The 14,043-nt window shown below is 66.5% G+C and carries 13 protein-coding genes and 1 pseudogene; 1 reads left to right on the top strand and 13 read right to left on the bottom strand.

Annotation, left to right across the window (positions count from 1 at the left end; all coding sequences use genetic code 11):
* Positions 1–2: 2 nt before the first annotated feature.
* From AB0J09_RS36890 to msrA, 4 genes are all read right to left on the bottom strand, one after another.
* The gene (locus AB0J09_RS36890; RefSeq protein WP_360701357.1) at positions 3–809 is read right to left on the bottom strand and encodes a hypothetical protein; all 807 of its coding nucleotides are present in this window, start codon (positions 807–809) and stop codon (positions 3–5) included.
* A gap of 414 nt (positions 810–1,223) precedes the next feature.
* Positions 1,224–2,036: a hypothetical protein gene (locus AB0J09_RS36885; RefSeq protein ID WP_360701354.1), complete on the bottom strand. Its 813-nt coding sequence runs from the start codon at positions 2,034–2,036 to the stop codon at positions 1,224–1,226.
* Positions 2,037–2,708: 672 nt separating this feature from the next.
* Positions 2,709–3,041, bottom strand: coding sequence for a hypothetical protein (locus AB0J09_RS36880; RefSeq protein WP_360701351.1), 333 nt, complete (start codon positions 3,039–3,041; stop codon positions 2,709–2,711).
* Positions 3,038–3,694 carry a peptide-methionine (S)-S-oxide reductase MsrA gene (gene msrA, locus AB0J09_RS36875; protein WP_360701348.1) on the bottom strand — a complete coding sequence of 219 codons (657 nt, stop codon included), beginning with the start codon at positions 3,692–3,694 and terminating at the stop codon, positions 3,038–3,040. The genes AB0J09_RS36880 and msrA overlap by 4 nt, the downstream gene beginning before the upstream one ends.
* A 123-nt stretch (positions 3,695–3,817) precedes the next feature.
* Here msrA and rarD point away from each other — a divergent pair, with 123 nt between their 5' ends.
* Positions 3,818–4,741, top strand: a complete 924-nt coding sequence (rarD, locus tag AB0J09_RS36870) for an EamA family transporter RarD (RefSeq protein WP_360701346.1) — start codon at positions 3,818–3,820, stop codon at positions 4,739–4,741.
* On the opposite strand, the gene AB0J09_RS36865 is transcribed toward rarD, so the two are convergent.
* From AB0J09_RS36865 to AB0J09_RS36825, 9 genes and pseudogenes are all read right to left on the bottom strand, one after another.
* Positions 4,709–5,698: a polyprenyl synthetase family protein gene (locus AB0J09_RS36865; RefSeq protein ID WP_360701343.1), complete on the bottom strand. Its 990-nt coding sequence runs from the start codon at positions 5,696–5,698 to the stop codon at positions 4,709–4,711. The genes rarD and AB0J09_RS36865 overlap by 33 nt on opposite strands.
* 11 nt (positions 5,699–5,709) lie before the next feature.
* Positions 5,710–7,293 (bottom strand): NADH-quinone oxidoreductase subunit NuoN, encoded by a 1,584-nt coding sequence (gene nuoN / locus AB0J09_RS36860; RefSeq protein WP_360701340.1) that lies wholly within the window; start codon positions 7,291–7,293, stop codon positions 5,710–5,712.
* On the bottom strand, positions 7,290–8,849 hold the full coding sequence (locus tag AB0J09_RS36855) for an NADH-quinone oxidoreductase subunit M (RefSeq protein WP_360701337.1): 1,560 nt from the start codon (positions 8,847–8,849) through the stop codon (positions 7,290–7,292). Before AB0J09_RS36855 ends, nuoN begins: the two co-directional genes overlap by 4 nt.
* Entirely contained in the window at positions 8,849–10,693 is a 1,845-nt protein-coding gene (gene nuoL / locus AB0J09_RS36850) for an NADH-quinone oxidoreductase subunit L (protein WP_360701360.1), read from the bottom strand. Before nuoL ends, AB0J09_RS36855 begins: the two co-directional genes overlap by 1 nt.
* A 73-nt stretch (positions 10,694–10,766) precedes the next feature.
* Complete coding sequence (gene nuoK / locus AB0J09_RS36845; RefSeq protein ID WP_344998565.1) at positions 10,767–11,063, bottom strand: NADH-quinone oxidoreductase subunit NuoK; 297 nt, start codon at positions 11,061–11,063, stop codon at positions 10,767–10,769.
* Positions 11,060–11,869 carry an NADH-quinone oxidoreductase subunit J gene (locus AB0J09_RS36840; RefSeq protein WP_360701335.1) on the bottom strand — a complete coding sequence of 270 codons (810 nt, stop codon included), beginning with the start codon at positions 11,867–11,869 and terminating at the stop codon, positions 11,060–11,062. Before AB0J09_RS36840 ends, nuoK begins: the two co-directional genes overlap by 4 nt.
* Complete coding sequence (nuoI, locus tag AB0J09_RS36835; RefSeq protein ID WP_360701332.1) at positions 11,862–12,377, bottom strand: NADH-quinone oxidoreductase subunit NuoI; 516 nt, start codon at positions 12,375–12,377, stop codon at positions 11,862–11,864. Before nuoI ends, AB0J09_RS36840 begins: the two co-directional genes overlap by 8 nt.
* Positions 12,364–13,665 (bottom strand): NADH-quinone oxidoreductase subunit NuoH, encoded by a 1,302-nt coding sequence (gene nuoH / locus AB0J09_RS36830; RefSeq protein ID WP_360701329.1) that lies wholly within the window; start codon positions 13,663–13,665, stop codon positions 12,364–12,366. The genes nuoI and nuoH overlap by 14 nt, the downstream gene beginning before the upstream one ends.
* Positions 13,662–14,043, bottom strand: a pseudogene (locus AB0J09_RS36825) (NADH-quinone oxidoreductase subunit G); the annotation flags it as partial. The pseudogene AB0J09_RS36825 and the gene nuoH, both read right to left, overlap by 4 nt.

The raw sequence follows: 14,043 nt of genomic DNA, 5'->3' as shown, positions 1-14,043 counted from the left end.
GATCAGGGCACCTGAGGCCATCCACGGGGAATTCTCGTGGCCATCAGCCGGGACTCAACTGGCCGCCTACCAGGAGTCTTCCATGGCCGTCGGCATGAGGCGCCAAAGCCGGCAGCGGCCTCCTGTACCGACCGTCCCCAGAACGCAACGTCGGCCATGCCGTCGATCGGCTCCTCATGCCGCCACGATGCCAACCCATCGGCATCGATGAGGCTGAGCCGAGCCGCGTCCACCCCGACATGGCCCAAGAGTCTGGTCGATGTGGGCTGCGTGGAGCGCATCCTCAGGGTGACCGACTCCCATCGCACACCGATATTCCCGAAATCCCGGGAGGTTGCTGTCACGGCGATTTCCTGATCGGTGGGTAGACCACCGATCGCCACGATGGGAACGCCGTTCATGATGAACTCTGAACCGCCGGCCCGCACTGCGTGTTCGACACGTTCACGATGCGCCACCCGAGGTTCTTGACGTTCCAGCCAGGCATCGAACCCATGCGCCTGGCAGTGCTCGGCGAAAACGCCGACCAGTTGCTCGACCCCATGTCCGGGAATGTCATAGAGCCACGTACCTGGCTGGCGATTGAAGGAGCGAGCGGCAGTCTCGGCGTCAGGGCCTACCACGGCCAGGTCAACCGATGCACGGATACTCTCACGCAACGCGGGATCGTCTACCGCGGAGAGCATGTCCTCGTCCACTGCTGGAGGCACGTCCCCTGACCACAAGTTCAGATAGCCGGTATCGGCGACCACGAGTCGCCCGGACGGGCACGTGATGGACCCCAGCGATGTCGGAGCATCGATCCTCATTGAGGAAGTATGCCCCAACCTTCCCCGAGTTTGATCAATAACGCTGTATGTCCACCGTCCACATACACGGCGGCTAATGGTCTGCGGCAGAAGAGCAGGGCCTCCTGCGCCGTCAGCTCACCACGACGGCAAACCGCCGAGATGGCCAGCACTGCACCACCTGGGTCATGGAGCCATTCCCCGAACAAGGCTGACGCCTCCTTCGATGCGAAGCCACTTGATCGCGGTCCTTATCAAGCTCCTTAGCCGGACTAAGCTGCGTAAACAGTCTGGATAGATCCATAGGCGTCCGCACTTGTACGCCTCGGTTGTCACACAGTTGGTCACTCAGCAGCACGGTGGTCAGACGACTGCACAGCCGCAGATCGGGCTGGTGTCAGAAGCTTCCAATCTCCCGATCGTTCGATCGTCCGATCACATGAGCTCGTGGATGCTCTGAGGAGATGGTCGATAGGGAGAGCGGGTAACGATGAATGATGGCTTGCCGCGCACACACCAAGTGAGCGCATCCGGGTCATCCTTGGGCCTCGGCTCCAGCGCCCAGTCATATACACCTATCCGGATTTCCCATCCACTAGGCGGACTGTGGCGGTCCTCCGCCGCGTAGTCCACTCCATCGCCTTCTTGGGCAGCCCACACGCGCAGGGAGGTCGCAGGGCCGCGGGACCAAAGCTCTTCCAAGTTGTTCTCGACCCACAGCTCTCGCCAACGTTCGGTCCACGCACCGATAGTCGTTTCGAGAATGACGGCCCCGCCAGGCGGTACTCGCACTCCACGATGATCGCTGATGGGCTCGGGAAGAGGCTCGGGCCATAGTGGAGTCGATCCGCCTACACATGACCATGAATCGTCCACGACGATGGTGCGCGTGTCCTCATTAACGAGGATGCCGCGGACAGGAGCTTCGAGCCAGTTCCCCTCGAAATCCGCCTGATTGGCGAACTCAAATATGTACTGGTCGCAGATCACCTTTCCGAGGTAGGTGAGCCTCCACCCCTGGGGGCGCTCCAAGCTGACGTAGACCCTTACACGTCCGGAGTCGGCTTCTGTCCGCGCCTGCTGAACGGCCGCAAGCTCATCGGCGTCCGCACTTCGAGCAGCTGCATGGGCAGAGTCGGCAGCAGCCTTGGCCGAATGCACCGCAGCGATTGCGGATCGACGAGCATATAACAAGGAAGCTACCGCGATGATGGCAGCAATCATCGCGATCACATCGGAGGTGGCCACGTGTTCAATCGTAGGAGCGCCAAGCCCGCCAAAACTACTTATTGCAATAATGTGCCGCTATTTCGGGAGGAGCCGTTTGATCGCCAAGGCGCTGCTCGCCGGCAGCTGTCCTCCGCCGAAGCGCAACGGCTCTGGGCCGCGCTGCTCCTGGGCGACGCGCGGTAGGTCCCGCTCGTGCGGCCAGCACTCATCTCCAGGCCCTGATCACCTCGTACGCCGTCGACTCACCGCGTAGCGGCAGCGGGTCGGGGACGGAGTGTCAAGCTCGGCTTTGCGTGTACGTTCGCCGGTCGCCGTTCCTCGATCATTCGTTGCCCTGCGGTCACAGCCGAGCTTGATACGGAGGAGCCGGTCTGCTGGGCTTGCCTGAGTCGATGGTGTGCGAGGTGATCAGCCCCCAGCCACCCATCTACGTTCAGAGCCGTGTGGCGATCACCTCGGTGCCGGAGTGCTACCGCCGGAGGCATACTTCGATCTCATCGGCTCAGTCCGGGAGCCCGCCGCCGCTTGGGGGCACGGAATGTTCTCTATGCGCTTCTGCCTGCGTCCGTTGGTGCGAAGGGGTGGCCGGGCGGGACCGGCCCGGAGAGGCCGCACGCCCGCCCGGACCGCCCGGCCGCCCGCCGCCCATCGGGCGGCGGCTTGACCATGTAGTGAAGATTGTCGCCGCGCTTACTTGCTCTGCTCAGAGCTTGCATGCGCATCGCTGATGATCAGCTCGCCGATTCGGACTAACCGCGCGACGTACGTTCGCCCTTCGCGGCGACGCAGACGCGGAAGCAGCGCCCGCAGATCACGAGCGCACTCCTTCACGATTCGCAGCTGACGATCGGTCAGCACGCCCCTCTGGCTCCCGACATAGCTGGTGATCGGGCCTGCTATGCAGGAATCCAGGTAGACGACCGGCCGATCGTAGATGTCCACGCCATGCAGGTCATCGGGGAAAGGCAAGCCCATGTGCTCCGCCCAGAGCACACAGACCTCGTCGAAGACCGCCTTGTTCACTCACCAGCAGGCGCGACGCCCACCGGGCAAGCGACCCCGGTCCCTCCGATCCCGCAGTAGCCGTTAATGTTGCGGTGAAGATACTGCTGGTGATAATCCTCGGCATAGTAGAACGGCCCCGCGGGGGCGAGCTCCGTGGAGATCTCGCCATAGCCGGCCGCCTTCAGCACCCCCTGGTACGCATCCCGAGAGGCCTCAGCCGCCTTCTGCTGCTCCGGCGAGTGGTAGTAGATGGCCGAACGGTACTGCGTCCCCACGTCGTTGCCCTGGCGCATGCCCTGCGTCGGGTCGTGGGCCTCCCAGAAGACCCTCAGAAGCTCCTCGTACGACACCTTCGCCGGGTCGAACGCCACCCGAACGACCTCCGCGTGCCCCGTGAGGCCGCTGCAGACCTCCTCGTACGTCGGGTTCGGCGTGTACCCGCCCTGGTAGCCGACCGCAGTCGTGACGACCCCGGGTGTCTGCCAGAACTTGCGCTCGGCGCCCCAGAAGCAGCCGAGGCCGAAGTCGGCGATCTCCAGGCCCGGTGGCGGGGTGAGGGGGGCGTCGAGGACCGCGTGGCGGGACGGGATCGGCATGGGGTCCGGGCGGCCCGGGAGGGCGTCCTCGGGTCGGACCATCGATGTCTTGTTACCGCCGAAAAGCCAGCCCATGGCACTACCTCCACTAGGTCTTGTCCCAGAGTACATAGCCGTGAACGCTTTAGAGCCACTACACAATTCCGTATAGTGGGCGAAACTTGTGTTTAAAGGTGGTAATGGCCGAAGATGGGGTTCATGCCTGACCTTCGGCGCGGTGTCCTGTTCGGGATCGCCGCCTACACCATCTGGGGCCTGTTCCCCCTCTACTGGCCGCTGCTCAAGCCGTCCGGGGCCGTCGAGATCCTGGCCCACCGCATGGTGTGGTCGCTGGTCGTGGTCGCCGCCGTGCTGGCCGTCCGCCGGCATTGGTCCTGGTTTCGTCCCCTGGTCAGGCAGCCCATGAAGCTGGGCCTGCTGGTGCTGGCCGCCGTGCTCGTCACCGTGAACTGGGGCGTCTACATCTACGCGGTCAACAGCGGGCACGTCGTCGAGAGCGCTCTGGGCTACTTCATCAACCCGCTCGTCAGCGTGCTGTTCGGCGTGGTGCTGCTGCGAGAGCGGCTGCGGCCGCTGCAGTGGGTGGCCGTCGGGTTCGGGGCGCTGGCGGTGCTGGTGCTGACGGTCGACTACGGGCGGCCGCCGTGGATCGCGCTCACGCTGGCCATGAGCTTCGGCGTGTACGGGCTGGTCAAGAAGCAGGCCAACGTGGCGGCCACCGAGGGTCTCGCCATCGAGACCCTGGTTCTGTTCCTTCCCGCGCTCGGCTACATCCTCTTCCTGCAGACGGGCGGGCAGGGGACGTTCACCGGCGAGGGCCTCGGGCATGCCCTGTTGCTGATCGGCGGCGGGCTGGCCACCGCCATCCCGCTGATCTGGTTCGGGGCGGCGGCCATCCGGGTGCCGCTCAGCACCATCGGGCTCCTGCAGTACATCGCGCCGGTCCTGCAGTTCGCCTGCGGCGTGCTGATCGCCAAGGAGACCATGCCGTCCAGCCGGTGGATCGGCTTCTCGATCGTCTGGGTGGCCTTGGCGATCTTCACGTACGACAGCTTCAGGACGGCTCGGGCCGCACGGCGAGTGCGGGAATCAGCCCGAACGCTCGACCACGTAGTCACATAGCACCAAAAATGCTGATCTGGCGGGGATGTCGGGGAGGCCGGAGATGTCGGTACGAGCCCGGTCCACCCACGATTCCAGCTCCGCCCGCGCCTGCCCCATGGCAGGGTGGGCGCGGAGCAAGGTCAACGCCTCGTCCACGTTCTCATCCGCCACCGGCCCCGACAGCAGCTCACCCAGGCGGGAAGCCTCGCCCGACGCCAGCGCGTACAGGACCGGGAGCGTCTTGATGCCCTCGCGCAGGTCCGTTCCCGGCGTCTTGCCCGACTCGGCACCGGAGGACGCCACGTCCAGCAGGTCGTCGCCGAGCTGCCAGGCCACGCCGATGGCCTCGCACGCCCGGCTGAGCCGCTCCTCGACGTCCGCGGGGGCACCGGACAGCAGCGCGCCGAACCGGCCGGACGCGGCGATCAGGGAGCCGGTCTTGTCGGCCAGAACGCCCAGGTAGTGAGCGATCGGGTCCTCACCGTCGCGGGGGCCGATGGTCTCGCGGATCTGCCCCTGCACGAGACGGGAGAACGTCTGAGCCTGGATGCGGATCAGCTCCGGGCCGAGGTCCGCGAGGATGTCGGACGCCTGGGCGAACAGATAGTCGCCTGTGAGGATCGCCACGGTGTTGTCCCACCGGGCGTTGGCGGACGGTGAGCCCCGGCGTACCGGGGCCTCGTCCATGACGTCGTCATGGTAGAGCGAGCCCAGGTGGGTCAGCTCGATCACCACCGCACCGGGCACCACGCCCGGCGCGGACGAATCGCCGAACTGCGCGGCGAGCAGCAGCATCAACGTGCGGAACCGCTTGCCGCCGGCCTCGATGAGGTGCTTGGACGCCTCCGTGACGAAGGCGTCCTCGCTCTCCACCGACGAGCGCAGGAGCTTCTCGACCGCAGCCATTCCGGTGGCTAGGTCCTGCGCCAACCGCTCGTCCTCGATGGGAAGGTCAACCACGGGAGGCGCAGACATACGAGATCCCCTTATCTAATGAACAGGCTGTGAGCAGCGTCGTTGGCAACACCAAGCACGGACTCCGGGTAGAGCCCCACTCCTACGGTAACCAGCAGGGAGACGGCGATGACGGCCACGGTCCCCATACTGGGCACCGCGATCGCCGGGCCGTCGGCCGCGGGCTCGCTGAAGAACATCAGCACGATGACGCGGACGTAGAAGAACGCGGCGATGGCCGAGGCCACCACACCCACCACGACCAGGCCGGCCATCCAGCCGCCCATCGAGTCGCCGGGCTGCGTTCCGCTGTTCAGAGCGGCCGCGAAGACGGCGTACTTGCCGAAGAAGCCGCTCGTCATCGGGATGCCGGCGAAGGCCAGCAGGAAGAAGGCGAACACCCCGGCCAGCACCGGCGCGCGCTTGCCGAGCCCGGCCCAGCGCGACAGGTGCCCGGCCTCGCCGCCAGGGTCGCGCACGAGCGTGACCACCGCGAACGCGCCCACCGTGGTGATGCCGTAGACCGCCAGGTAGAACAGGATCGCCTTCAGGGACACGGCGTTCTGGGCCGCGGAGCCGAACGTGGCCATCACGCCGACGAGCAGGAAGCCCGCGTGCGCGATGGACGAGTACGCCAGCATCCGCTTGATCTCGGTCTGCGTGATCGCCAGGATCGAGCCGACGATCATCGTGAGCGCGGCGACGCCCCAGAAGATCGGCCGCCAGTCCCAGTCGAGGTTGCCCAGACCCACCCAGAACACCCGCAGCACGGCGCCCACGGCCGCGACCAGCGTGCCGGAGGCCATCAGAGCGGTGATCGGGGTGGGAGCGCCCTGGTAGACGTCCGGCTTCCAGGCCTGGAACGGCGCAGCGCCGATCTTGAACAGCAGGCCCACGCCGAGCAGCGCGAGCCCGAGCATCAGGATCGGGTCAAGCGACGCACTCTTGCCCATGGCCGCGTTGATGCCGGGCAGCGAGACGGTGCCGGCGAAGCCGTACACCATCGCGGTGCCGTACAGGAAGAAGGCAGAGGAGAACGCGCCCAGCAGGAAGTACTTCATCGACGCCTCCTGCGACAGCAGGCGGCGCCGGCGGGCCAGGCCGCACAGCAGGTAGAGCGGCAGCGACATGACCTCGAGGCCCACGAACATCATCAGCAGGTCGTGGGAGGCCGGGAAGAGCAGCATGCCGCCCACCGCGAAGAGCACCAGCGGGTACACCTCGGTGTGACCGCCGCCCGCGGCCTCGGCCTCCTCCTCGTCGGCGCTGCCGGGCACAGCCGCGGCCGAGGCGACGAAGTGGCCCTCGTCGTTGATCAGCAGCACGCATACGAACGACAGGACGAGGATGACGCCCCAGATGAACAGCGCGGGCCCGTCCACCGCGACCGCCCCCATGGCGACGGGCGCGGTCGGCACGTTGCCCCGCATGACCTGCACGAGCACCAGCATGAACGCGCCGAACAGGCTCAGCAGCGTGAGCGGCACGTGGATCGACTTGCGCAGGTATCGCGGCGCGAACGCCTCTACGAGCACCCCGATGATGGCCGCGCCGAAAACCACCAGCAGCGGCGCCAGCGTGCCGTACTCGATCGTCGGCGCTGGGATGGAGTTCACTGACCTGTCCCCTTCTCAGCGATGGTGGAGGCCGGCACATGCACGTTGGTCAGCGTCTGCTGCACCGACGGGTTGATCACGTCGAGGAGCGGCTTGGGGAAGAAGCCGAACCCGATGATCAGAGCGACGAGCGGGGCCAGCACCCAGACCTCGCGGGCGTTCAGGTCCTTGAATGCCTTGACCGGCTCGGCGGTCGGCCCGTTCATGGCGCGCTGGACCATCCACAGGATGTAGACGGCGGCGAGGATCACGGCCACCGCGGAGATCACCGCGGCCACCGTCAGGGCCCCCGAGCCGTGGGCCTTGCTGGAGTACGTGCCGATCATGACCATGAACTCGCTCACGAACGACGACAGCCCCGGCAGCGAGAGACCGGCCAGACCGGCGACCAGGAAGAAGCCCGCGAGCAGCGGCGCGACCTTCTGCACGCCTCCGTAGTCCCCGATGAACGGCGAGCCGCGCCTGGCGATGAGGAACCCCGCGGCCAGGAACAGCGCGCCGGTGGCGAAGCCGTGGTTGACCATGTAGAGGGCCGCACCGGACTGGGCGACGTCCGACATGGCGAACACGCCGAGCACGATGAACCCGAAGTGCGAGATCGACGTGTACGCGATGAGCCGCTTCATGTCGGTCTGCCCGATGGCCACGATGGCGCCGTAGATGATGCTGATGACCGCCAGTACGACGATCGGCATCGTGAACGCCTTGGCCGCGTCGGGGAACAGCTCCAGGCAGAAGCGGAGCATCCCGAACGTGCCGACCTTGTCCAGCACACCCACCAGCAGCACGGCGGCCCCGGCCGGAGCCTGCGCGGCCGCGTCGGGCAGCCAGGTGTGCACCGGCCAGAGCGGCGCCTTGATCGCGAAGGCGATGAAGAAGCCGCCGAACAGCCACTTCTGCATGGCCGGGTCCTTGATGGCCCCGATCAGCTCGGGGAACATGAACGTGGACTTGCCGGCCACGAAGTAGAGCCCGATGACCGCGACGAGCATGAGCAGGCCGCCGAACAGGGAGTACAGCAGGAACTTGACGGCCGCGTAGGACCGCTGGGCACCGCCGTACGACCCGATCATGAAGTACATCGGGATCAGCATGGCTTCGAAGAAGACGTAGAAGAGGAAGATGTCGGTCGCCGCGAAGACGCCGATCATCATCGTCTCGAGCACCAGCAGCAGCGAGAAGTACGTCTTCACCGACCGCTTGGGCGTGATGAGCGTGCCGTCGGCGGTCTTGACGCCGTCGGCGTCGTGCCAGGAAGCCAGCACCACGATCGGCACCAGCACCACCGACAGGGCGATCAGCACGAGTGCGACGCCGTCGACGCCGACTCCGAACTTCACGCCGAAGCTCGGGATCCAGTTGTACTCGGCGGTGAACTGGAAGCGCGGGCCCGTCGGCTTGTACCCGGCGGCCATGACACCCGTGAGGACCAGCGTCAGCAGCGAGACCAGCAGGGTGACCTGCTTGGCCAGCTTGTCACTGCCCTTGGGAAGCAGGGCCACCACGATGGCGCCCACCACGGGCACCGCCATGAGTATCGGAAGCCAGGGTGACATCAGATGTTCCCAACGAGGAGCAGGGCGCCGGTCAGCAGGGCGGCACCGATGAAGATGGACAGCGCGTATGTTCTTGCGAAGCCCGTCTGGAGCCTCCGCAGGCGCCCGGAGCTGCCCCCGATGCCCGCGGCCAGGCCGTTGACCAGCCCGTCGACGCCGCGGTTGTCGAAGAACACCGCGATGCGGGTCAGCCACTGACCGGGGCGCATGAAGAGCGACTCGTTGAGGGCGTCACCGTACAGGTCGCGCCGGGCGAACGTGGTGACGAACGACCCGCGCGGCTGCACGGCAGGCACCTCAGCCCGGCCGTACTTCACCCAGGCGAAGCCGGCGCCGACCGCTACGAGCACGAGCGTGACCAGACCAGGCGTGCTGGCGAAGTCGAAGCTCGGCGCGGGCCCCTCGCCGCCGACCGCGGGCCGCAGGAAGTTGTAGAGCGTCCCGTTCAGCACGAGGTAGCCACCGAGCCCGATGGAGCCGATCGACAGGATGATCAGCGGCCACGTCATGACAGCCGGAGACTCGTGCGGGTGCGCGTCCTCGGCCCAGCGCTTCTCACCGAAGAAGGTCATGAAGACCATCCGCGACATGTAGAAGCCGGTGATGCCCGCACCCAGCACGGCGAGCCAGCCCAGCACCGGCTGGTGGTGCACCGCGGTCTCGATGATGCCGTCCTTGGTGAAGTAGCCGGACAGCAGCGGGAAGCCGATGATCGCCAGGTAGCCGATGAAGAACGTGACGAAAGTGATCGGCATGTACTTGCGCAGCCCGCCGTACTTCCGCATGTTCACCTCGTCGTTCATGCCGTGCATGACCGAGCCGGCGCCGAGGAACATGTCGGCCTTGAAGAAGCCGTGCGTGATCAGGTGGCCGATCGCGAACGCGTACCCGGCAGGGCCGAGGCCCGCGCCGAGCATCATGTAGCCGATCTGCGACATCGTCGAACCGGCCAGGCCCTTCTTGATGTCGTCCTTCGCACAACCGATGATCGCACCGGCGAGCAGCGTGGCCGCGCCGACGATGGCCACCGCGAGCGCGGCGCCCGAGCCCTCGGGGAAGAAGAACGCCCCGGAGCGTACCACCAGGTAGACGCCGGCGGTCACCATGGTGGCCGCGTGGATCAGGGCCGACACGGGGGTCGGGCCCTCCATGGCGTCCAGAAGCCAGGACTGCAGCGGGAGCTGCGCGGACTTGCCGCACGCACCGAGGAGCAGCAGCAGGCCGATGGCCAGCGTGGTGCCGTTCTCGACGCCGCTCACCTTGGCCCCGAGGTCCTTGAAGGCGAGCGTGCCGAACGACGTCCAGATGACGAACATGCCGACCAGCAGGCCGAAGTCGCCGACGCGGTTGACGATGAACGCCTTCTTCGCCGCGACCGCCGCCGACGGCTTGAACTGCCAGAACCCGATCAGCAGGTACGAGGCCAGACCGACGCCCTCCCAGCCGATGAACAGGCCCACGTAGTTGTCGGCCAGCACCAGCAGGAGCATCGCGGCCACGAACAGGTTCAGGTAGGAGAAGAACCTGCGCCGGTGCTCGTCATGGGCCATGTAGCCGATCGAGTAGATGTGGATCAGCGAGCCCACACCGGTGATCAGCAGCGCGAAGCTGATCGACAAGGGGTCGATCAGCAGCCCCATCTTCACCATGCCGGGGATGAAGTCGTAAAGCTCGACGGCCCGCCGGCGCTCCTCTTCCCCGAACCCTATGAGCTCGAAGAACGCCAGCACCGCCACGACGAACGAGGCGAGGGACATGGCCACGCCCAGCAGATGGCCCCAGCGGTTCGTGAACCGGTTGAACACCAGGAGGATGAGCGCTCCCACCAGGGGGAAGGCGATCATCAGCCAGGAGACTCCGATCACGCCGCCGGTGTGCTGGGTGATCTGAGCGATTTCAGATTGCACCAGTCACCTCTTAGTACTTCAGCAGGTTGGCGTCGTCGACCGACGCGGACCTGCGGGTTCGGAAGATCGTCACGATGATTGCCAGGCCGACCACGACCTCGGCCGCGGCCACCACCATCACGAAGAACGCGATGATCTGGCCTTCCAGGTTGCCGACCTGCCTGGAGAAGGTGACGAAGGCGAGGTTGCAGGCGTTGAGCATGAGCTCCACGCACATGAACACCACGATCGCGTTACGCCGGATCAGCACGCCCAGGGCGCCGATGCCGAACAGCAGGCCGGACAGTACGAGGTAGTGCGTCGTCACTTGGTCACCTCATTGTTCTGCTCGACGCCGCGCGGCTCGATGCCACGCTCCTCGGCGTCTTCCTCGGCCGTGTGCTGGATGGCCTCGGCGAGCCTCGGGTCCTCGGGGAGGTGGCCGTGCTCGACGTCGTAGCGCGCGATGTAGCGGTTGACCGAGGACTCGGCGGCCGTTCCGTCGGGCAGCAGCGCCGGCATGTCGATGGCGTTGCTCCTGGCGTAGGTGCCGGGGCCCGGCAGCGGCGACGGGCGGTCGCCGAGGAACCGGGCGCGGGCCAGGTCCTTCTGCGTGGGCTTCTCGACGAGCTTCTCGCGGTGCGCCAGCACCATCGCGCCCAGCGCCGCCGTGATCAGCAGCGCCGAGGTGATCTCGAACGCGAACACGTACCTGGTGAAGAGCAGCAGCGCGATCGAGCGGATGTAGCCGCCCTGCGCCGTGGCCTGCGCCAGCCCGGCCTGGTTTGCGAAGATCGCGTTGCCGAAGGCGAGGATGATCAGGACCACGAAGCCGATGGCCGCGATGGCCGCCCAGAAGCGCTGGCCCTTAAGCGTCTCGACGAGGGAGTCGGAGGAGTCGACGCCCACCAGCATGAGCACGAACAGGAACAGCATCATGACCGCGCCGGTGTAGACGATGATCTGCACCGCGGCCAGGAAGGGCGCGTCCTGCGCGGCGTACAGGACCGCGAGGCAGAGCATCACCGTGCCGAGCATCAGCGCGGAGTACACGGCCTTCCTGTTGAAGACCATGCCGAGCGCGGCGCCGACGGACACGACGGCGAGCACCCAGAACGTGACCGTCTCACCCATTGGTCCGCCCCAGCCGGTAGTAGTCCTCTTCGGTCTCACCGAGCCGCATGGGGTGCGGCGGCTGCTCCATGCCCTGGGTCAGGGGCGCGAGGAGCATCTCCTTGGTGTAGATGAGGCTCTCGCGCGTGGTGTCGGCGAGCTCGTACTCGTTGGTCATGGTGAGCGCGCGAGTCGGGCAGGCCTCGATGCACAGGCCGCACAGGATGCACCGCAGATAGTTGATCTGGTACGTGCGTCCGTAACGCTCACCCGGCGAGAACCGCTCCTCCTCGGTGTTGTCCGCGCCCTCGACGAAGATCGCGTCGGCCGGACACGCCCAGGCGCAGAGCTCGCACCCGACGCACTTCTCCAGCCCGTCAGGCCAGCGGTTGAGCTGGTGACGCCCGTGGAAGCGAGGGGCCGTCGGCCTCTTCTCCTCCGGGTAGTTCACCGTGACGGGCTTCTTGAACATTGTGTGGAAGGTGACCCCGAAGCCCTTGACGGGGTTCAGCCAATCAGTTAGTCCCACTGGGAATCTCCTTGCGCTGCACCCCGTGGTAGTGCGGCAGATCGAGCGGCGGCACTGGGAAACCGCCGGCCGTCGGCTCTTCGGACAGTTCCTGGAACTCGGCCTCGACCTGAGCCTTTCTGGCTTCCTTGCGCCGCTGGTTGACGGTGTCGAACCGCATCCAGATGGCCAGCGCCCCGATCACGATGACCACGCCGAGCCCGATGCCGAGCATCTTGTTGCCGTCGTTGACCACCACGTTGCGCACGGCGGCCACCAGCAGGATCCACGCCAGGTTGACCGGGATCAGCACCTTCCAGCCCAGCGACATGAGCTGGTCGTAGCGAACCCGCGGCAGCGAGGCCCGCACCCAGATGACGAAGCAGAAGGTGAGCACGAACTTGATGAAGAACCACAACACCGGCCAGTAGCCCTGGTTGGCGCCCTCCCACCACGAGATGGGGATCGGCGCCCGCCAACCGCCGAGGAACAGCGTCACGGCGATGCCGGAGGCGGTGAAGGTGTGGAGGTACTCGCCCATCATGATCAGGGCGAACTTCAGCGACGAGGAGTACTCGGTCTGGAAGCCGCCGACCAGCTCGCCCTCGCCCTCGGGCAGGTCGAACGGGATGCGCGCGGCCTCGCCGAACATGCAGATCACGTAGACCAGGAACGACGGGATCAGCAGCACCACGAACCAGGTCTGCTCCTGCGCCTTGACGATCTCCGAGGTGGACAGCGTCCCGGCGAACAGGAAGATGGCCACGAACGACAGGCCCATGGCGATCTCGTACGAGACCACCTGCGCCGCCGACCGCAGACCGCCGAGCAGCGCGTACGGCGACCGCGACGACCACCCGGCCAGCACCACGCCGTAGACCGACACGGCCCCCATGGCCAGCATGAACAGCACGGCCACGGGCAGGTCCACCAGCTGCAGCGGCGTCCGCACGCCGAACAGGTTGACCATCGGCGCGATCGGCACGATCGAGAAGGCCAGGAAGGCCGGCACCACCATGATGACCGGGGCCAGCAGGTAGAGCAGCTTGTCGACGGTCCGCGGGAAGAGGTCTTCCTTCAGACCCATCTTCAGGCCGTCGGCCACCGACTGCAGCAGGCCGAACTTACCGGCCCGGTTGGGACCGTACCGGTTCTGCATCCTGGAGATGAGCTTGCGCTCGAACCAGACGCCGAACAGGACGCCCAGCATCAGGAAGACGAAGAGCAGCACGGCCTTGATGATCGTGATCCACAGCGGGTCCTTGCCGAAGTCGGCGAGGGTGGGATCGGCCGCGAGAACGTGGGTCATGAGGCGCTCCCGATGGTGACGATATCGCCGGCCACCGCGCGCAGGTCGCGCGTGACCGAGCAGCCGCCGGAGTTCGTCGGCACCCAGACCACGCGGTCCGGCAGGTCGGCGACGCGCACGGGCAGCGTCACGTTGCCGCCGACGACGAGCTTGTCGCCGTCCGCGACCCCGAGCTCGGCTGCCGTGCTCTCGGAGACCAGTGCTTCGGCGGCGCGGGCGGTGCCCGCGAGGTACGGCTCGCCGTCCTGCAGCCTGCCCTCGTCGAGCAGCAGGTGCCAGGTCGCCAGCAGCGCCTCGCCGGTCGCCGGGGCGACCTGGGCGCGGGTGGCGGTGTGCGGCGCGGTGACGCGGCTGCCGCGCCACGCCCCCAGGCTGGAC

The organism is Nonomuraea sp. NPDC049784, assembly GCF_040659615.1.
Taxonomy (GTDB): Bacteria; Actinomycetota; Actinomycetes; order Streptosporangiales; family Streptosporangiaceae; genus Nonomuraea.
Note: the sequence above shows the minus strand (reverse complement) of the source record. Positions and strands in the feature narration are given on the sequence as shown.